General features: G+C 67.5%; 20 protein-coding genes and 1 tRNA gene. 15 read left to right on the forward strand and 6 right to left on the reverse strand.

The window, feature by feature from the left end; all coding sequences use genetic code 11:
• Complete coding sequence (locus R2707_03290) at positions 1-1,350, reverse strand: hypothetical protein (protein ID MEZ5244095.1); 1,350 nt, start codon at positions 1,348-1,350, stop codon at positions 1-3.
• Positions 1,347-2,267: a GNAT family N-acetyltransferase gene (locus R2707_03295; protein ID MEZ5244096.1), complete on the reverse strand. Its 921-nt coding sequence runs from the start codon at positions 2,265-2,267 to the stop codon at positions 1,347-1,349. The genes R2707_03290 and R2707_03295 overlap by 4 nt, the downstream gene beginning before the upstream one ends.
• Before the next feature lie 59 nt (positions 2,268-2,326).
• On the opposite strand from R2707_03295, the gene uvrC reads away from it, so the two are divergent.
• From uvrC to R2707_03360, 13 genes are all read left to right on the forward strand, one after another.
• Entirely contained in the window at positions 2,327-4,228 is a 1,902-nt protein-coding gene (gene uvrC, locus R2707_03300) for an excinuclease ABC subunit UvrC (protein MEZ5244097.1), read from the forward strand.
• A 29-nt stretch (positions 4,229-4,257) separates the two neighbouring features.
• Positions 4,258-5,739 (forward strand): YncE family protein, encoded by a 1,482-nt coding sequence (locus R2707_03305; GenBank protein MEZ5244098.1) that lies wholly within the window; start codon positions 4,258-4,260, stop codon positions 5,737-5,739.
• A 38-nt stretch (positions 5,740-5,777) separates the two neighbouring features.
• Positions 5,778-6,518, forward strand: coding sequence for a class I SAM-dependent methyltransferase (locus R2707_03310; GenBank protein ID MEZ5244099.1), 741 nt, complete (start codon positions 5,778-5,780; stop codon positions 6,516-6,518).
• 60 nt (positions 6,519-6,578) lie between these two features.
• Entirely contained in the window at positions 6,579-7,436 is an 858-nt protein-coding gene (gene rapZ / locus R2707_03315) for an RNase adapter RapZ (protein MEZ5244100.1), read from the forward strand.
• On the forward strand, positions 7,433-8,302 hold the full coding sequence (gene yvcK, locus R2707_03320) for a uridine diphosphate-N-acetylglucosamine-binding protein YvcK (GenBank protein ID MEZ5244101.1): 870 nt from the start codon (positions 7,433-7,435) through the stop codon (positions 8,300-8,302). The genes rapZ and yvcK overlap by 4 nt, the downstream gene beginning before the upstream one ends.
• 57 nt (positions 8,303-8,359) lie before the next feature.
• Positions 8,360-9,439: a type I glyceraldehyde-3-phosphate dehydrogenase gene (gene gap, locus R2707_03325; protein ID MEZ5244102.1), complete on the forward strand. Its 1,080-nt coding sequence runs from the start codon at positions 8,360-8,362 to the stop codon at positions 9,437-9,439.
• A complete protein-coding gene (locus tag R2707_03330) occupies positions 9,436-10,566 on the forward strand; it encodes a phosphoglycerate kinase (GenBank protein ID MEZ5244103.1) in 1,131 nt (376 codons plus the stop codon). Before gap ends, R2707_03330 begins: the two co-directional genes overlap by 4 nt.
• Entirely contained in the window at positions 10,556-11,341 is a 786-nt protein-coding gene (gene tpiA / locus R2707_03335) for a triose-phosphate isomerase (protein ID MEZ5244104.1), read from the forward strand. The genes R2707_03330 and tpiA overlap by 11 nt, the downstream gene beginning before the upstream one ends.
• A 35-nt stretch (positions 11,342-11,376) precedes the next feature.
• A complete protein-coding gene (gene secG, locus R2707_03340; protein ID MEZ5244105.1) occupies positions 11,377-11,601 on the forward strand; it encodes a preprotein translocase subunit SecG in 225 nt (74 codons plus the stop codon).
• A gap of 75 nt (positions 11,602-11,676) precedes the next feature.
• The gene (locus R2707_03345; protein MEZ5244106.1) at positions 11,677-13,143 is read left to right on the forward strand and encodes an ABC transporter substrate-binding protein; all 1,467 of its coding nucleotides are present in this window, start codon (positions 11,677-11,679) and stop codon (positions 13,141-13,143) included.
• 67 nt (positions 13,144-13,210) lie between these two features.
• Positions 13,211-13,297, forward strand: a tRNA-Leu gene (locus R2707_03350).
• 344 nt (positions 13,298-13,641) lie between these two features.
• Positions 13,642-14,292, forward strand: a complete 651-nt coding sequence (locus R2707_03355; GenBank protein MEZ5244107.1) for a DUF5343 domain-containing protein — start codon at positions 13,642-13,644, stop codon at positions 14,290-14,292.
• On the forward strand, positions 14,289-14,885 hold the full coding sequence (locus R2707_03360; protein ID MEZ5244108.1) for a Swt1 family HEPN domain-containing protein: 597 nt from the start codon (positions 14,289-14,291) through the stop codon (positions 14,883-14,885). The genes R2707_03355 and R2707_03360 overlap by 4 nt, the downstream gene beginning before the upstream one ends.
• Here R2707_03360 and R2707_03365 read toward each other — a convergent pair.
• The 4 genes from R2707_03365 to R2707_03380 all read right to left on the reverse strand — a co-directional run bounded on the left by R2707_03365 (position 14,875) and on the right by R2707_03380 (position 18,165).
• A complete protein-coding gene (locus R2707_03365) occupies positions 14,875-16,344 on the reverse strand; it encodes a site-specific integrase (GenBank protein ID MEZ5244109.1) in 1,470 nt (489 codons plus the stop codon). The two genes, R2707_03360 and R2707_03365, sit on opposite strands and share 11 nt — an antisense overlap.
• 151 nt (positions 16,345-16,495) lie before the next feature.
• On the reverse strand, positions 16,496-16,708 hold the full coding sequence (locus R2707_03370; protein MEZ5244110.1) for a helix-turn-helix domain-containing protein: 213 nt from the start codon (positions 16,706-16,708) through the stop codon (positions 16,496-16,498).
• 121 nt (positions 16,709-16,829) lie between these two features.
• Entirely contained in the window at positions 16,830-17,363 is a 534-nt protein-coding gene (locus tag R2707_03375; protein ID MEZ5244111.1) for a hypothetical protein, read from the reverse strand.
• Between the two features lie 247 nt (positions 17,364-17,610).
• Positions 17,611-18,165: a DUF4238 domain-containing protein gene (locus R2707_03380; GenBank protein ID MEZ5244112.1), complete on the reverse strand. Its 555-nt coding sequence runs from the start codon at positions 18,163-18,165 to the stop codon at positions 17,611-17,613.
• 15 nt (positions 18,166-18,180) lie between these two features.
• On the opposite strand from R2707_03380, the gene R2707_03385 reads away from it, so the two are divergent.
• Entirely contained in the window at positions 18,181-18,345 is a 165-nt protein-coding gene (locus tag R2707_03385; GenBank protein MEZ5244113.1) for a hypothetical protein, read from the forward strand.
• 36 nt (positions 18,346-18,381) lie between these two features.
• On the forward strand, positions 18,382-18,696 hold the full coding sequence (locus R2707_03390) for a hypothetical protein (GenBank protein ID MEZ5244114.1): 315 nt from the start codon (positions 18,382-18,384) through the stop codon (positions 18,694-18,696).
• The last annotated feature ends 3 nt before the right edge of the window (positions 18,697-18,699 follow it).

An 18,699-nucleotide genomic window follows, 5' to 3' on the forward strand; every position in this document is an offset into this window, starting at 1 on the left:
TCAGCCGACCACGAACCCGGCCGCCTGCCAAGCCGGCAGGTCTCGACGGACCGCGGCTGCGCTTGTCGACCACTCGTCGCCGCGGGCCAGGAGTCGCTCGTAGAGCGGACCGACACCCCGCCTGATCTGCGTGTCCGACACGGTGGTGTCGTGCCACAGGATCGAGACGGTGCCGCCGTGGGCGGCAGCCTGGTCGAGGATGCCACTCGACCGCGACGCGCCGTCGGCCCCGCGCCCCACCTCTTCGCTCAGCGCGACGTCCATGATCACCAGCGGGACTTCGACCACCGTGGCGGGGGCACCGGTGGACGTGTCGAACGGGACGAACGGACGGGCGAGCCCGTGGCGGAACCCACAGCCGTCGGACCAGCCGAAGCTGGAGTCGTAGAGCGCGCCCGCCTTGGCGACCTCCTGGTAGAGCTCGGCACCGCCGTGCCGGAGCCAGTGCTGACGTGTGCCCGTGGCCGGATGTCCGGCGTTGCGAAGCTCCGTCATCTCCTCGGCGATCGCCCCGGGGGTCGATGCGCTCGTGTAGCTGGCGTGGAGGCCGATCTCGTGGCCGGCGCGGGCGAGCCCGTCCAAGGCGCGCCGGACCACGGGGTCTTCGAACGAGTACTCGGCGTCGCGGGCGTGGCGCCGGCGCACGATCACGTTCCAGGTCGACACGATCCCGTGCCGGCGCTCCATCTCGGCCACGGCGGCGATGCCCCCGAGGACCGGCAGGCGGGTGATCAGGTGGGATGCCGCGGCGGCGATGATCGAGCCGGCGAGACGAGGGTCGTGCTGCCCGAGCGTCGCGACCCCGACGTTGCGGAAGAGGCGGCGGGCGATCTCGGGCCTGCGGGTGGGGAGGAAGTCGATGTCGTGGCTGCCGAGCACGGTGACGCTCCGCGCCCGACGGTCGAGGGCGGCGGCGAGGCCCGGATGGCGGGCGAGGACGACGCGGTCGAACGCGTCGAGGTGGCGCTCGGCCCACGGCACGGCGGGATCGACACCGAGCACGGCAGCCATCGAGCCGTTCCGGCAGACCCGGCCGAGGTCGTCACGAGCGGCGTGGACTTCCGAGAGAGCGGCCGCCCACGCATGGATCTCGGCGAGATGGTCCTCGTTGTCACCGCCGAAGTACCAGGGCAGACCGCCGTGTCGCGAGGGCCGGGCGGTACGGCGGTTCGTGGCCGGCAACGCGTCGAGCGCGTCGCCGCCGTAGACGAACGCGGCGTCGGTGGCATGGGCGGGATCGACGACCCGTAGCTCCCTCGTCGCCGCCCACAGCCGGAACGCATGCTCGATCGGGGCCGTCCAGGCGAGGTCGACCGACGCGTCGAAGCGGATCGAGACGGACGGGCTCATCGGCCCCGGATCGCCTCGAGCAGCTGGTACGCCGCCCAGCCGATCCGCCCCCGACGGGAGAAGCGCATCGCGCCCAGATAGGTGTATTGCGTACCCCCGAAGCCACGGAAGAACCGTTCGACCCCAGGCACCATCGAACCCTCGAAGTCGAATCGTCGGGTGTGCGCGGCCGACATCTTGATCGCCTCCCACATCAGCAGTGAGAGTCCGGCCGACTCGCGACGGGTGGGATCGGCGCCTCCCACGAGGTAGTAGGCCCGGTCGTCGTCCCACACCACCAGCATCGAGGCGTGGACCATGTCGTCCTCGTCGACCGCGGTGAGCACACGACCCCGATCCCGGCCGATGGCGGCCTCGGCAGCCCGTTCGAGCACGTCGGGGGAGTAGGGGAGTCCGAGCGCCTGTCGCTCGAACGTCGCGGCCGCCATCGGCAGCAGCGACGCGACGCCTGGGTCGGTCCGCACGGCCAGCCGTTTCTCGGCCTTGCGCACGGCCCGACGGGTGCTGTCGCCGAATCCGTTCCAGACCTGCTCGACGTCGTCGAGCGCGTCGAGGACGTAGGTCACCCGCGGTGTACCGACGAATCCGTGTTCGGCCAGCACCGGCCAGTTCCGATGATCGAGCGGGAGCGTCGTCTTGTAGACGTCGTGGCGGGGGAGCTGCTCGACCAGCGCCGCCTGGAGTTCCCGGTCGCGCTTGAGCCGGGTGGCGGGTTTGCCGTCGCCGGGGTCGGTCAGCGGTCCGAGGTACGGCGTGAGCGGTGGCGCGCCGAGCACGACGATCCCGGGGCCGATCCGTCGGGTCGAGTAGGGCAGCACGGCCCGCGCCTGCCCGTCGACCTCGACCGTCACCTCGGCCCAGGACCGGGGCGCCACGGCGTCGAGCCACCAGGGCTCGTGGAAGATCGGTCGCTGCATCGTCTCCCATCGGCAGGAGGGCGCGAACCAGTAGGCCTTTCGCCCTAGTGTCGGACACAATGGTTCAGCGCCCTCCGGCGGGGTCGATTCCCGACGCCCCCGGCTCCTATCAGTTCAAAGATGCCGAGGGTCGGGTGATCTATGTCGGCAAGGCGAAGAGCCTCCGCTCGCGCCTGTCGAACTACTTCCAGAACCCACGCAATCTCCACAGCCGCACCCGTCAGATGGTGGAGACGGCCGAGACCGTCGAGTGGATCCAGGTGGCCAACGAGGTCGAGGCGCTGATGCTCGAGTTCTCGTTGATCCAGCGTCACAAGCCGCGGTTCAACGTTCGCTACACCGACGACAAGTCGTATCCGTTCCTCTGCCTCACCATGGTCGACGAATGGCCCCGGGCGATGGTGATGCGGGGGAAGCGCAAGAAGGGCAATCGCTATTTCGGCCCCTACGGCCAGGCCTACGCCATCCGCGACACGCTCGACCTGTTGTTGCGGACGTTCCCGATCCGCACCTGCACCGACAACAAGTTCCGTCACCACGAGAAGCTGGGCAAGCCCTGCCTCCTCTTCCACATCGAGAAGTGCGCGGGACCGTGTGTCGGCGAGGTGAGCAGCGACGACTACGCCGGCATGGTCGCCGACCTGGTCTCGTTCCTCGAGGGCGACACCGACGAGATCGTTGCGAAGCTCGAGGCGCAGATGCAGGCGGCGTCGGCCGAACTCGAGTTCGAGCTGGCCGCCCACCTGCGCGACCGCCTGTCGGCGGTGCGCAAGGCGGTCGAGAAGCAGCAGATGGTCTTCAACCACAACGAGGACGTCGACGTGATCGGTATCCACGACGACGAGCTCGAGGCCGCGGTGCAGGTCTTCTACGTCCGCAAGGGGCGCGTCATGGGACGACGCGGCTTCGTCGTCGACAAGGCGGAGGACCTCGATCGACCGGAGCTCGTGAGCCGGGTCCTCGAACGCCTGTACTTCGAGGACAACCCGGTCGGCTCGCCGAAAGAAGTGCTGGTTCCCGATCTCCCGGCCGACCCCGACCTCTACGAGGAGTGGCTCAGCGAGGCCCGCGAGTCGAAGGTGACGATCCGGGTGCCGCAACGCGGCGACAAGCGCTCGCTGCAGGCGACGGTCACGCAGAACGCCCAGGAGACCTTCAACCGTCACCGGCTCAAGCGCACCAGCGACCACAACAGTCGGGCCCGCGCCCTTCGTGAGCTGCAGGAACACCTCGAGCTGCCGATCGCGCCCCTGCGCATCGAGTGCTACGACATGAGCCACATCCAGGGGACCGACTATGTCGGTTCCATGGTGGTGGTGGAGGACGGCCTGCCGAAGAAGTCCGACTACCGCCGCTTCAAGATCCAGAGTGTGCCCGGCAACGACGACTTCGCCGCGATGGAAGAGGTGCTGACTCGTCGCTTCAGCGCCTACCTCAAGGAGCGCGACCTCCCGGTCGAGGAGCGCGAGGGTCGGTTCTCGTATCCGCCGCAACTGCTCGTGGTCGATGGCGGCAAGGGGCAGTTGAGCGTCGCCACCCGGGTCCTCGACGACCTGGGGCTGCGCGACGAGATCCCGGTCGTGTCCCTCGCCAAGCAGTTCGAGGAGGTCTTCATCCCCGGTCGCAGCGAGTCGATCAGGCTGCCGCGCCAGTCCGAGGCCCTCTATCTGCTGCAACGGATCCGCGACGAGAGCCACCGTTTCGCGATCACCTTCCACCGTCAGTTGCGTGACAAACGCATGACGAAGTCGGCCCTCGACGGGATCGAAGGGCTCGGTCCGGCCCGCAAGAAGCGGCTCACGAAGGAACTCGGCGGCGTGAACGCCGTGAAGCGGGCCGACCTCGACACCCTCAAGAACCTGACCTGGTTGCCCGACGAGGTAGCGGAGAACGTTTTTCGCAATTTGCACCGGGTCGAGGCCCGGGGTCGGCGTCCCCCACCCGCGGAGGACGCTGAGTAGTTTGGGTGTTCGCGGGTCGAGGAGTCTCCATGAACGACGAAACGCACGACAGCGAACCCGCCAACGAGACGGCCGGGAGCGTGCTCCGTCCCTTCGAGGCGCCTGCACCTCCTCCCTTGCCGCCGGTCGAGGCCTCCAAGGTGGTGCCCGAGCCGCCGGCGGCCACCGACGAGGTCGAGCCAGAACCCCCGGTCGAGCCGATCGCCGAGGATCTCTGGACCCACGACACCGCCCACCATGACGAGTCCGACGACGACGTCGACGATTTCGCTGATCTGCGTGATCACGACGAATCGACCGGTCCGGACGAGCCCGTTGTCGCCGCCCCGGTCGCCGCCGTTTCGGGCGCCGACACGGTCACCCTTCCGCGCAAGCCCTTCCTCGTCGGCGTCGGCGTGCTCCTGGCCGCGATCGCGGTGTTGGCGGCGCTGTGGCAGACCGGTGGCGACGACGGCGACACCGTCATCGACGCCACGCCGGTCTCACGAGATGTCGGCGACGAGCCGGCCGACGACGCGCCTGGCGACCGCGGCGATGTCGACGACACGGTCACTGCCGACAACACGTCGACCGCCGCGCTGGCCGACGCCCGCGCCGAGATCGCCAGCCTCGAGTCGGTCGTCGAGAGCCTGGAAGAACGGCCGCCGCCGGCCCTCGACGGCACGGCCCTGCGCCGCATCATCGTGGGTGCCGACGCGAAGTTCGTGAGCGCCCGCTCCGATTCGGTCGCCGTGGTCGGCGCCTTCGGCGGCGTCTCGCTGATCGATCCGGACAACAATCGCGTCGTCGCCAACGGCAACGTGGCCGACGCGGCGACGCGGGTCATGCGCACGTCGAGTTCGGTCTGGCTGACCAACTACGCCGACAGCCAGGTGCTTCGATTCGACCCGGCGACCAACGCCGTTGCGGCGACCTTCTCGTTCCCCGGACCCGACGGGATCGACAAGGACGGCGACACGATCGTCGTCGCGTCCTTCGACGGCGAGTTCGTCGCCCGGCTCGACCCCAACACCGGCGAGATCCTTCAGCGGGTCGACGTCGGCGGCACCCCGACCGCCGTCATCTCCCACCCCGACCACGGGCTGTGGGCCGCGGTGTTCGACACCGGTGAACTCGTCGAGATCGACCGCGACTCGTTCGAGGTCATCCAGCGTGTCGTTGTCGGCCAGGGCCCGGTCGGTATCACCGGTGCGTCGTCGCATCTGTGGGTGGCCAACCACGACGAGGGCACGATCGCGAAGGTCGATCCCGAAACCGGCGAGGTCGTGCGCACGGTCGTCGTCGGCGACGGCCCGACGGAGCTGGTCGTCAACAACGGCTCGGCCTGGGTCACGGTGACCGACGAGGGCACGCTCGTGCAGGTCAACGCCAACAACGGCGACATCGTGTCTCGTACCCCGCTCGGCGGTGCCACCGCCGGGGGTGGCCCGACCGGCATCTCCTTCGCCGACGGCACGCTGTGGATCGCCATGCAGGGCGAACAGTCCGTGGTGCGCGTCGACATCCGCTGAACCGCGGGACCGGGCCCGAAACCGGGCATCCTTCCGGGGTGACCGAACCGAAATGGGACGAACACGCCGACTGGTGGCAACGGGAGTTCACCGACGGCGTCGACCCGGAATACGTCGAGCAGATCATCCCGCTCGCCCGCGAGCACCTGGCCGGGTACCGCCGGGTCCTCGATGTCGGCACCGGCGAGGGCCAGATCGCCCGTGCGCTGGTCGCCGACGGCGCCGACGTCATCGGCCTCGACCCGACACGGTCACAGATCGAGGTGGCCGTCGGGCGGGGCGGCGGGCCCGTCTACGCGTTGTCGGGTGCCGACAGCTTGCCAATCGGTGACGGCAGCGTCGACGCGGTCGTCGTGTGTCTGGTCTTCGAGCACGTCGACGCGCTCGACGAGTCGTTGGCCGAGGTGGCGCGGGTGCTGCGCCCGGGCGGCCGCTTCGTACTGTTCCTCAACCACCCGCTCCTGCAGACCCCCGACAGCGGCATGATCGTCGATCACATGATCGAACCGCCGGAGACCTACTGGCGCATCGGCCCCTATCTGCGTGAAGCCGTGACGATCGAGGAGGTGCAGAAGAACGTGTTCGTGCGCTTCGTGCACCGCCCCCTGAGCCGCTATGTGAACGGCATGATCCGGGCCGGCATCGACCTCGCCGAGATGGTCGAACCGGCGCCGCCGCCGGGATTCCTGGCCAAGGCGCCCGAATACGAAGAGGACGTGGTCGTCACGACGCCGCGTCTGCTCGCCCTGATCGGCGACCGGCGCGGCTCAGACAGCTGACCGACCGGCCGATTGGGTGGACGGGAGCATCGTCGATGCCCCACTACGATCGGAAGTCTCGTGAGTGAACTGGTGGTGATCGCAGGGATGTCGGGCGCGGGGCGAACCGTCGCGGCCGACAACCTCGAGGACATGGGCTGGTTCGTCATGGACAACCTGCCACCGGCGCTCATCCCGAAGGTGGCGGAGTTGGCCGACGGCTCGTCGAGCGCCGGCGACCGACTCGCACTCGTCGTCGGGTCCGGTCGCTATCACGAGGAGATGGCACCTCTCGTCGCGGTGCTGCGCTCCAAGTTCAGCCGGGTCCAGTTGGTGTTCCTCGACGCCTCGACCGAGGTTCTGGTGCGCCGCTACGACTCGAGCCGCCGGGTGCACCCGTTCGCGACCCCCGGCTCGGGCACGATGGTCGAGGTGATCGAGGCCGAGCGCGTCGCCCTCGAGCCGCTCCGGGCCGAAGCCGATCTCGTGCTCGACACCACCGATCTCAACGTCCATCAGCTGCGTGACCGGATGGTCGACGTGTTCAGCGCCGGTGGCAGCGGTCATGTGATGCAGACGACGGTCACCTCGTTCGGTTACAAGCACGGCTTGCCGCTCGACGTCGACATGGTTTTCGACTGCCGATTCCTGCCCAACCCGCACTGGGTGGAGGAGTTGCGTCCGCTCACCGGTCTCGACGAATCGGTGGCGGACTACGTCCTCTCACAGCCCGTCACCGGCGCGTTCCTGGCCCGTCTCGAACGGCTCCTCGCGCTGATCCTCCCGTTCTACGTGCAGGAAGGGAAGTCGTATCTGACGATCGCGTTCGGTTGCACCGGCGGACGGCACCGTTCGGTGGCGATCGCCGAACGCATGGCCACGGTGCTCGAACAGCTCGGTCATGCGCCGGCCGTGGTCCATCGGGACGTGACGAAGTGAGCGCCCCGCGAGTGGTCGCGATCGGCGGGGGGCACGGCCTCGCCATGTCGCTCGAAGCGATGCGCGACCTCGCCGGCCATCTGACCGCAGTGGTCTCCGTGGCCGACGACGGCGGGTCGAGTGGTCGACTTCGCCGCGAACTCGGCATCATGGCGCCGGGAGACATGCGTCGCTGCCTCACCGCCCTCACACCCCCCGGGCTCGTGCGCGACGCCCTGGACCATCGATTCGAGGACGGCGCGCTCACCGGCCATCCGGCCGGCAACCTCCTGCTCGCCGCGTTGCTCGAGAACGCCGACGACCCGGTGGTCGCGATGGACGCGGCGGTGGCGATGGTGGGCGCGCGGGGGCGGATTCTCCCGGCCTGTCGGACCCGGGTCGACCTGTTGGCCGAGACGGGGCGGGGGGTCGTTCGCGGTCAGGTCGCCGTGTCGCGGTCGGGCGACATCAGGCGCCTCTACACTTCGCCGGCCGACCCTGCGGTGCCGCTCGAGGTCCAGGCCGAGATCGGCTCGGCCGATGTCGTGTTGATCGGGCCGGGCTCGCTCTACACCTCGGTCCTCGCCGCAGCGGTCCCCGGTGTGAGGCGGGCGATCGATGCGTCCGACGCGCTGGTGATCTATGTCGCGAACCTGGGTGGCGAGCCGGGGGAGACCGACGGCTACACGCTGGCCGACCATGTCGATGCGCTCACACGGCACGGCGTGCAGCCCGACATCGTGCTGGCCGACGTATCGCTCGAGGTCGACGACCGTATGCGCGACCTCGTCGTCAGCCGTCCGCTCTACTCCCACGAAGGCCTGGCCCACTCTCCGGAACTGCTCGCAGCAGCCGTCTCCGAGTTGGTCACCGGCGTCTGCGCCTGATCCTCTACAATCCTGCGTGGCCCGAGGGCCGAGAACTCAACCAGGGGAGACCCCAGCATGACCGTACGCGTTGGCATCAACGGCTTTGGCCGCATCGGCCGCAACTTCTTCCGGGCCGCGAAGGCCTCGGGGGCCGACATCGACTTCGTCGCCGTCAACGACCTCGGTTCACGCGAGACGATGGCCCATCTGCTGGCCAACGACTCCGTGCACGGCAAGTTCGGCGGCAAGATCAAGGCCACCCGAGACGGGATCAATGTCGATGGCGACGTCTTGAAGGTCCTGTCGGAGCGCAACCCCGCAGACCTGCCGTGGGGCGACCTGGGTGTGGATGTCGTGATCGAGTCGACCGGCTTCTTCACCAGCAAGGACGCCGCCTCGGGGCACCGCAAGGCCGGCGCACCCAAGGTCATCATCTCGGCACCGTCGGGCGACTGCGATGCGACCTTCGTGATGGGTGTCAACGAGGACACCTACAACGCGGCACGCCACCACGTCATCTCCAACGCGTCGTGCACCACCAACTGCTTCGTCCCGATGATCAAGGTGCTCGACGACGCGTTCGGTGTCCAGCAGGGCCTGATGACGACGACCCACGCCTACACCGGCGATCAGGCGCTCGTCGACGGGCCCCACAGCGATCTGCGGCGGGCCCGCGCGGCGGCGGTCAACATCGTGCCGACCTCGACCGGCGCCGCCCGCGCCACCGGGCTCGTGATGAAGAAGATGCAGGGCAAGCTCGACGGCACCTCGCTGCGGGTCCCGATTCCCGATGGATCGATCACCGACTTCACCGGCATCCTCAAGAAGGAAGCCTCCGTCGACGAGATCAACGCGGCGTTCAAGAAGGCGGCGTCGTCGGGTCGGCTCAAGGGCATCCTCCACTACAGCGAGGAGCCCCTGGTCTCGTCCGACATCGTCGGTTCGCCGGCCAGCTGCACCTTCGATTCGGGCCTGACGATGGCCCAGGGCTCCCTGGTGAAGATCTTCGGTTGGTACGACAACGAGATGGGCTACTCCAACCGCCTCGTCGACCTTGCGTTGCTCGTCGGCAAGAAGAAGGCACCGGCCGCGAAGCGTCCTGCCGCGAAGCGCACGGCGAAGAAGCCCGCCAAGAAGGCTGTTGCCAAGAAGTGAGCTCCGTTCCCCGGCTCGAGGACCTGGGCGATCTCAACGGGAAGTCGGTCCTGCTGAGGGCCGACTTCAACGTGCCGATCGTCGACGGTGAGATCACCGACGACCTGCGCATTCGTGCGGCGTTGCCGACCATTCGGTGGCTGCTCGAGCAGGGTGCGTCGGTCACTGCGTGCACCCACCTGGGCCGTCCGAAGGGCGCGCCCGACCCGGCGTATTCCGTCGAGCCCGTGCGCGCCAGGCTCGCCGAGCTCGTGCCGGGGGTCGAGCTGCTCGAGAATCTCCGCTTCGACCCGGGGGAGACCGCCAACGACCCGGCCTTCGTCGCCCGACTCATCGAGGGGCACGACGCCTACGTCAACGACGCGTTCGGCGCGTCGCATCGTGCCCACGCATCGATCGTCGGTCCGCCGCAGTTCCTGCCGTCGGCGGCCGGGCGGCTGCTGGAGCGCGAGGTCGAGGTCCTCGGTGGTCTGCGCGACAACCCTCGTCGGCCGTTCGTGGCCGTCATGGGCGGCTCGAAGGTGAGCGACAAACTCGCCGTGATCGAGGCGCTGCTCGAGTCGGTCGACTCGCTCATCGTCGGCGGCGGTATGTGCTTCACCTTCCTGAAGGCGAAGGGTCACGCGATCGGATCGTCGTTGTGCGAGGACGACATGGTCGACACCTGCGCCCGCCTGCTCGATCAGCCGAAACCGATCCACCTGCCCTACGACATCACGGCGCTGGGCCCGGGCGGCAAGCTGTTCGACCCCGAGGCCGGGGGAGAGGTCCGCCAGATGGGCGCCAACCTGCCCGACGGCTGGATGGGTGTCGACATCGGGCCGGGTTCGGCCGCACAGTTCGGCGATGTCATCCACGAGGCCGGTACGGTGCTGTGGAACGGCCCGATGGGCGTGTTCGAGGATCCCCGGTTCGGCGGCGGCACGGGCGCGGTCGCCCGGGCAATGGCCGAGACCAGGGCGTTCACGGTGGTCGGGGGCGGCGACAGCGCTGCTGCGGCCAAGCAGTTCGGTGTAGAGAAGGACATGGATCACGTCTCCACCGGAGGGGGCGCCTCGCTCGAGTTGATCGAGAAGGGCGACCTGCCGGGCCTGGAGGCGCTACGAGGAGCTCCCAATGCCAGCTAGTCGCAAGCCACTCATCTCCGGCAACTGGAAGATGCACCACAACCACTTCGAGGCGATCCAGACCGTCCAGAAGCTGGCATATGCGCTGACCAGCGACGACTACGACGAAGTCGATGTGTCGATCCATCCGCCGTTCACCGACATCCGGTCGATCCAGACGGTGCTGCAGGCCGACGACGTGCCCATCGCGCTCGGTGCCCAGAACGTCCACCAGGAGCCGAAGGGCGCCTTCACCGGTGAGATCGCCGCGGGGATGCTGGCGAAGCTCGACGTCACATACGTGATCGTCGGGCACTCGGAGCGGCGCGAGCTGTTCGGCGAGACCGACGAGATCGTCAACGCCAAGGCGATCGCGGTGCTCAAGGAGAACATGACCCCGATCGTGTGCTGTGGCGAGACGCTCGCCGAGCGTCAGGCCGGTCAGGCCGAGGCGCGGGTCGCGTCGCAGATCGCCGGTTCGCTCGCGAACCTCACCGCCGAGGTGGTCGGCGAGCTCGTGATCGCCTACGAGCCGATCTGGGCGATCGGCACAGGCGAGACCGCGTCGTCCGACGATGCGCAACAGATGTGCGCCCACATCCGTTCGCTCGTGAAGGACCAGTGGGGGACCGACGCCGCTGCGTCGGTGCGAATCCAATACGGCGGCTCCGTGAAGCCCGGAAACGCGCCCGAGCTCATGGCCCAGCCCGACATCGACGGTGCGCTGGTCGGCGGGGCGTCGCTCGACGCCGACGACTTCGCCCGCATCGTCAACTATCGCCTCTACCAGGCCTGACGGTTCCGCTCGCGGTCGCTGGTAGCCTGTCCGACGTGGTTTGGATCGTTGCACCTCTCTGGCTCGTCTCGGCGCTGATGCTGATCTTCCTCGTGCTGCTGCACAGCGGCAAGGGCGGCGGCCTGTCCGACATGTTCGGTGGCGGCGCCGGCGCCGCAGCGGCGGGCTCGACCGTGGTCGAGAAGAACCTCTCCCGGATCACGGTGGTCGCGGCAATCGTCTTCGGCTTCAGCTCCGTCGCCTACGCCCTCATCTTCTGACCCGCCACAGCGGTGTCAGACACCCGCTACAACGGCGAAGGCTGAATCAGGGCGGCATTCGGCCGATGGGGACAGATGCGCCGTGTCTGCCTTGCGTTCCTTGCCGTTCTCCTGCTGACGACTGCGTGCTCCGGCGAGCGCCCGACCCTGGACGACAGCGCCGCTCGTGAGGTCGAACCGCTCGATTCCGGCACGCCCGCGCCTGGCTCCGCCGCGGTGGCCGAAGCGGTCACCGTGCGCCTCGCAGTGCCGGACGGCTGGTCGCTCGATCCCGCTGACGCCGGCGCGGCCTCGCTGACCAACCGTGTTGTCGCCGACCTGCTCTACGAGGGTTTGACGACCACCACTGACGACGGCCTGCCCGGGCCCGGTCTCGCCGAGCGCTGGTTCGTCAGCGACGACCGACTGACCTGGACCTTCGTGCTCCCGGCGTCGTTGACCGACGGGGCCGGCGAAACCATCACCGCCCGCCACGTGAAGGCATCGCTCGAGCGGGTGGCGGCCCGCGGCCCCGCCGATCAGGCGGCGACGGCGCTGACCTCGATCAGCGGATGGACCGACCAGATGACGGGAAACGCAGGGGGAGTGGCGGGGATCGCTGCGCCCGACGACTTGACGGTGGTCATCCAGCTCGATGCGCCCTACGAGCTCCTGCTCGACGTGTTGGCCTCGCCGGCATTCGGCATCACGGGGCCCGACGACCAGGGTGGCCTGCGCACCACCGGCGCCTTCGCCGGCACCGACGAGCCGGACGTGTTCGTCGCCGTCGACCCCGCGGCGACCGTGAACCGCCTCGAGTTCGTCCACGACGGCGACAGTCCCGCCGCCGCAGTCGCAGCAGGAGATGCGGACTGGGCGGTTCTGGCCACCGGCGAGGATGCCGAGGGCCTCGATGCAGACGTCATTCGGCATCCACTCGAGCTCGACGTCGCCATCGTGGCGCGGAGCCCGATCGAGGCCGTCCGTCTCGGACTGCTCGGGTCGCTCGATCCGCTGACGCTGGCCGGTGCCGTCGACGGTCTCACTGCGCGCACGAACGCGAACCGGCCCGCCTTCGAGACGGCGCCCGAAGCGGCCCTCGTCGATGTGCCGGCCGGTGAACTGCAGGGCCTGGGCGAGGCCGTGGTCGATCAGCTGGAGACAGCTGGAATCACGGTCCTCCCGATCGCGTCGACGCCAGAAGAGTTCGCCGCCCGCGTCGCCGCCGGCGACGCGCTCCTCTTCCCGATCGTGGTGGCCGGCGGCACGGGTCCGGCCAGCGCCGTGCTCCGTTTCGGTGTTCCCGGCGCGACCGACGACATGTTCGGCCCGCAGAGCTCGGCCCGCGCCGAGCTCGCCGAGGCCGTCGTGACCGAGCTCGATGTCCAGCAGCGGGCGCTCTTCATCGAGGCGCTCGAGCGGACGCTCGTTGACGAAGGCCTGCTGTTGCCCGTCGGCCAGTTCGAGGTCAGAGTCGCCCTCAGCCACCGCCTCGACGGACTCCGGCACCGGAGTGACGGCACGCTCGATCTGTCGACAGTCGGCATCGCTGATCAGCCCTGAAAGAGGGTGTGGCTTGGCACCACGCCCGCTACGCTGGCGCTCTCATTCGGCTTGTCCGGATGGCCACGTCGGAGTGGCGGAATTGGCAGACGCGCCAGCTTGAGGGGCTGGTGCCCGAAAGGGTGTGGGGGTTCAAGTCCCCCCTCCGACACCACGTTTCCCCAGGCCAGAGGCCTGGGGATTCGCCGTTTTGTGTCGCTTGTCAGCGATTTGTCATCAGTTCTCCCGGATGCTCCTGGGCTGGCGTGGCGAAGGCCGGTTCGCACCTGACGTCCCGCCCCCCCTGGGGGGCTAACGCTCCGCTGCGGGCGACCTGCCTCTAGCAGCTTGACTTGATGCTCGCTCGTTGCGGCGCGGCGTGAAGAGGTTGCGCGGTCTTCGCCACCCTGCGCTCCGCCGCCTGCGAGTGATCTAGTGCGGACGTCGCCCCGCAATCCGGTCGAGCCCGTCACCAGGTGGCGCTACGGTGGTGTTGTTCGGCGAGCCCTGAGGAACCCAATGGCTGACTACCCCCCATACATGAATGCCTACGGGAACGTGACCAAGATCCTGAACAAGATCAAGGAGGCAAAAACGCCGGATCGCTTCTCCCAGGACTACCTGGAAACGGTTCTCGGCTTTTCGGGTGGGGGCGCTCGACCGTTTATCTCTCTCGCAAAGCGCATCGGGCTCCTCGGCACCGACGGATCGCCCACGGCGTACTACGGGCAGTTCCGAAACCCGGCTCAGTCGGAGCAGGCCATGGCGGCGATGATTCGGAAGGGCTACCCCGAGCTCTACAAGCGAAACGAGTACGCCCACGCGCTAGATGAATCGGGATTGACGGGGCTCGTCGTGGAAGTCACTGGCCTTGAGGACGGCTCGACACTTCGAGCCATCGTGAAGACCTTTCTCGCGCTCAAGGAGTTTGCCAACTTCGAACTAGACCCGACCCCGCCGGTGGTGGAGGAACCCCGCAGTGCGTTCGAGACGCCCGGGGTTCCGTCGGCTGCGGGTGTACCGAGTTCTGTGGGGGACGGTCTCACAGCTTCCGCACAGTTGGGCCAGGTACGCTTCAGCCACAACATCTACATCAATCTTCCCGACACCGACGATGTTGAGGTGTTCAACGCAATCTTCAAGGCTCTTAAGGAGAATCTGCTCTCGTGAGTTGGTTCGACGATTTGAAGCTCTTTCACATGAATCGAAGTCTCGTCAACGCCGAGCTACGTTCCCTTGCCGCCAGTCTGGATTTGGAGCTGATCCCGGCGAGTGGCGAGAAGTCGGACCGGGACCGTACCTTCTACCCTCAGTTCCCTGAGGTTCTTCGTGCTTCAGCTACTTCCATGGCGGAGCACTACGAGATCTTCTACTGTCTTGAGAACTTCATTCGCGAGATGGTCGCCGAGAGACTCGAGGAGGTATTTGGCATCGACTGGTGGGAAGCGGATGAACCCAAGGTTGTCGTCCCGATGTCAGTAAAGGAAAACGTCAAGCGGAATGTCGATCGCGAGCACGATGCTGCAGTCACCGCCCGGTCGTCGGCGCCGATTGACTACACGACTTTTGGTGAGCTGAGTACGATCATCGACTCGAACTGGGAGACCTTTGGCGATCTGTTCAACAGCAGGAAGGGCACGATCGGTGTACTCGCCCGATTGAATTTGCTGCGGGGACCGATTGCCCACTGCTCGGAGCTCTCCGAGGACGAGGTGCTTCGCCTGCGACTCACGCTCGCCGATTGGTTTCGCCTCATGGGTTGACATCCTCGCTCGCCGGGTGGCCCAAGGCGTCACCCTTCAGGATCAGTCCGCCGACGAGGTCGGCGGCGTCTCGTGCGATGGGCGGGGTGACGTGGCTGTAGACCTCGGCAGTGATGTGCGTGGTCGAGTGGTTGAGGCGGTCGCTGACGACCTTGAGCGGCACGTTGTTGGCGAGAGCGATCGTTGCCCAGGTGTGGCGAAGTCCGTGGAGGGTTAGCCGGGGTAGCTGGCCGTCGGGCTCGGCGGTGTTGTTGTGCTGTTGCTGCTTACGGAGGAATTCACGGCTGAACCGCTCGGGGTGGTAGGGGCGCCCGTCCTCGAGGCAGAACACGAGGCCGTGGTCCTGGTAGGCGCCTCCGATCTCGGTCCTCTCGTCGTTCTGTCGTGCTCGCCACTCGGCGAGGAGCTGGACAGTCGCGGGATCGAGGTGGATGACGAAGCTGTCGTGGGTCTTGGTCATGTCCTTGTGGACGATGCTGTGGTCTCGGTCGGTGGTGATCTGGTTAGCGATGGTGGCGGTTGCGCGCTCGAGATCGACGTCGGTCCAGCGGAGGCCGAGGATCTCGCCTCGGCGGCAGCCGCTGGTGGCGGCGAAGGCGAAGGGGTACCGGTAGCGGTTGTCGCCGAGCCAGTCGAAGAAGCGGTGGAGTTCGTCGGGTGTCCAGGTCTTGCGGGCGAGGTTGCGGACCTGCTTGGAGCTGGGCCGGGTCGCGGCCTTGGCGACGTTGCGGTAGACCCGGTTCCATCGGAGGGCGTCGGCGAGTGCCTTGGCGAGGATGCCGTGCACCATGAGGACGGTTCGGGCGGAGAGCCCGGCTCTGGGGTCGGGGGTGTCTCGGACCGAGGCGGCTTGGCGGCGGAGGATGCCGGCGACGGCGTGGCGGGTGAGGTCCTGAGCGCTCGGGTGGCCCTCGGAGCGGAGGAGGTCGGCGATGCCGGCGGCGGTGAGGCCTTCGGCTTTGAGGGTGAGCATGCGGTCGACGAGTTCGGGTGGGTGGCGTCGGCTGGTGACGGGGCCGTGGCGGCCGCCGGTGAGCAGCTGTTGGTAGAGGGTGTTGAGGTCGGTGGGGGTGAGCTGTTGGAGGCCGATGGCGCCGATGTGGGGGATGACGTGGAGGCGGATCTTCTGTTCGTAGCTCTGCCAGGTGGAGGGTTCGAGGTCGGTGCGTCGGGCGGGGAGCCATTCGTGGAGGAGGAAGTCGGCGACGGTGATGCGGTCGGGGGTGACGTAGTTGCCTTGGCCGATGTCGGTGAGGTGGCGGATGCGGTCGGCCTCGGCTTCGGCGATGGTGCGGAAGCCTCCTCGGCTGATCTGGCGTCGGGTGCCGTCGCCGGCGGTGATGTAGGCGTACCAGGTGTAGGTGTCGCCCCGTCTACGGATGTTGGGCTTGCTGGTCTTGCGGCTGCCGGCCATGGCGTGGTCCTCCTCGATGGTGATGGTCGTGTCGCCCTGTGACACGAACGGGCCGGGGTCCCGGCCCGTTGGCTGCCCAAGGGCCAGCGGCGGAGGCGGGGGCAAGTTGGAGCTGTCCCGGGGCGAACTCTTCGAGTTCGGGGACGAACGAGCTTGCGGTCGCTGAGCAGCGGGCCACTCAGTGGTGGCGGTCGGGTCAGTGGCTGCTGGGTGCGAGGTAGTCGGCGAGGCGGTCACGGACGATGAAGGTCCGGCCGCCGATCTTCACGGCGGGAAGCGTCCTGCCGTTCGGGCGCATGCTCGTGAGCAGGTAGCAGGTGCTCAGCGCGATGCGGAGGTACTGCGCCGTCTCGGCGACGGTCATCAGCTCGGGGTACTCCGCGAGCGGTAGTGGCGTGTTGGGTTCCATGCCCTCATCTGTGGCCCCGGCGGTTCGCCGATCGGGACATCTCTCCGTGGTTTCCGCCGAGGATTCTCGATGGAGAGATGGAAGAGAGATGAACGAGAGGTCCGAGCAGTCGGGTCCGAGTTCAGAGCTGGACCGAGACCTGCCAGGTGGTCGATCGGGAGCGAGTTGCGATCTCGCCGACGCTCGTCTGCAAAAGCTTGCCGGTGACGAGGTTCTGGAGGATGACGATGTGCCGGTCGCCGAGTTGGCGAGCGGCTTCGATCTCCTTCTCGGTGAGCGAGAAGAAGAACCCACCGAAGTCCTCACGAACGGACGGCTTCTTCGTCGACTTGATCTCGACGAAGGTGATCGACGGGAGGAGTCGCCTGACGTTGTCGGCGTCGAGGAAGTCGATCGTCGATCCGCTCGGGAGGAGGATTGCGTCGAACGACGTGCCGGCGATCGAGATGCCTGATCGTTCGAGTTCGCCGAGGAGGACTCGTAGCGCTGCGCCGCGTGGGCGTGGGATGAGGTCCTCGGTACTGGAGATCAGCGTCTGCTCGCCGCTCGACCCAGTCTGATTGGAGAGCCGCTCGAGATGGACCCGCCGGAAGGCTGCTTCGCCGACGAGACGTGCGATGCCTTCGTCGTCAGTGTTCGTGTCGCCGACCGCCACGTGAGCAGCCTGCCACGGCGCAGAGCGAAGGTGGTGGCTTGCCGGCGAGCGTTGCGGAGAGATGGTAGGCCATCTCTCCGCGGCGTCATCATCTGCAGGTCCGGCAGGACCTGCAGATGTGTCCGATGTTTGTCCGTTCCGACACATCAGCAGCGTGTCCCTGAGAGCGCTCTCTGGGCGGTTCCGCTGCGAGGGGATCGAGCCGCTTGGGGTGCGACGGAAACGGGCCTCGAATCGGAGAGGCGGGTCAGTCTTGGGAGTTCCACTCGGCAAGAAGTTGCTCGCCGCCTGCGTCCAGCCATCGCTGTTTGACAACGGGGTTGAAGAAGTCCGGGAGGTCAACTCGCGGCACTTCGCCGCCGGATGAGGGCTCGATCGTGATCGCTGGCTCGTTGAGCTTCTCCCTCGTCGGGGGAACGGTAGAGGGTTCCTCTGCGAGCTCGAGCGGCAGGATCAACTGTTCGAAGAAGCCGCGAAGCGTCAAGCTACGAGTAGTGAGCGCCAAATCAGAAGTGCATTCGATGATCGTCGGACCGAAGGGATCCTGTGATCCAACCAGGACATGGCGAGGGTCGAGGGGCAGGAGGACCATGCTTCCTCGAGGCGGGACGAATGCCGAGAAGCCCTGGGGAACCCGTCCCTCGGGATCGAACAGGGAAACCGGATTGTCGCTCGTGAAGAACGTGGGTTCCTCGGCGACGGCAATCTGCCATCCGAACCCAGCCAGATGACGTTCCAGAACGTCGGCATGCCACAGCATCGTGCGCAGGAGACTGTTCTTCTCCGACCGTCCCAGATCCATTCTGGCAAGTGCCTGGTGAACGCGACGGACCTCGGCTGCGCCGACGGCTTCCCCCACGACCTGCTCGCTCTCTCGCTGCGGATGGCAGGTACTCCCTGCGGGCCGCTTCGCAAGAGCACCGGCTTCCCCGACCTCGAGGTGGCGGCCGTTGTCGACGAGGTGCTCGGTCGCAGCAATTGATTGCCCGCACCCGCTCGTCAGGTTATCCTGACAGCCATGGGTGTGATCGTCACCGATGAGCTGCCGGCAGATCCGCTGGATGCGTTGCGGGCGTTGGCGCGCACTGAAGCCGAGCTCGACGAACTCCGCCGCCAGCAAGTCGCTGCAGCACGTGATGCCGGAGCGACCTGGGAGCAAGTCGGGGAGGCGCTCGGGATGAGTCGCCAGTCGGCGTGGGAGTACTACGCCGCCCGAGCACGTGCTGAGATCGCGGCGAATGTGGCCGCCAACGCCGATCTGTCCGACGATGACGCCACGGATCTCGCAGTCGAAGAGGTTCGAGCGGTGCGGCGTCGTCGACGCTCTCGCTGATCC

Source organism: Acidimicrobiales bacterium (assembly GCA_041394245.1).
Taxonomy (GTDB): domain Bacteria; phylum Actinomycetota; class Acidimicrobiia; order Acidimicrobiales; family Aldehydirespiratoraceae; genus JAJRXC01.

Excerpts from the sequence above, each read along its gene's own strand:
- R2707_03290 (MEZ5244095.1), bottom strand. The coding sequence starts at position 1,350 with ATGAGCCCGTCCGTCTCGATCCGCTTCGACGCGTCGGTCGACCTCGCC.
- R2707_03295 (MEZ5244096.1), bottom strand. The coding sequence starts at position 2,267 with ATGCAGCGACCGATCTTCCACGAGCCCTGGTGGCTCGACGCCGTGGCG.
- uvrC (MEZ5244097.1), top strand. The coding sequence starts at position 2,327 with ATGGTTCAGCGCCCTCCGGCGGGGTCGATTCCCGACGCCCCCGGCTCC.
- R2707_03305 (MEZ5244098.1), top strand. The coding sequence starts at position 4,258 with ATGAACGACGAAACGCACGACAGCGAACCCGCCAACGAGACGGCCGGG.
- gap (MEZ5244102.1), top strand. The coding sequence starts at position 8,360 with ATGACCGTACGCGTTGGCATCAACGGCTTTGGCCGCATCGGCCGCAAC.
- tpiA (MEZ5244104.1), top strand. The coding sequence starts at position 10,556 with ATGCCAGCTAGTCGCAAGCCACTCATCTCCGGCAACTGGAAGATGCAC.
- R2707_03345 (MEZ5244106.1), top strand. The coding sequence starts at position 11,677 with ATGCGCCGTGTCTGCCTTGCGTTCCTTGCCGTTCTCCTGCTGACGACT.
- R2707_03355 (MEZ5244107.1), top strand. The coding sequence starts at position 13,642 with ATGGCTGACTACCCCCCATACATGAATGCCTACGGGAACGTGACCAAG.
- R2707_03370 (MEZ5244110.1), bottom strand. The coding sequence starts at position 16,708 with ATGGAACCCAACACGCCACTACCGCTCGCGGAGTACCCCGAGCTGATG.
- R2707_03380 (MEZ5244112.1), bottom strand. The coding sequence starts at position 18,165 with ATGGATCTGGGACGGTCGGAGAAGAACAGTCTCCTGCGCACGATGCTG.
- R2707_03390 (MEZ5244114.1), top strand. The coding sequence starts at position 18,382 with ATGGGTGTGATCGTCACCGATGAGCTGCCGGCAGATCCGCTGGATGCG.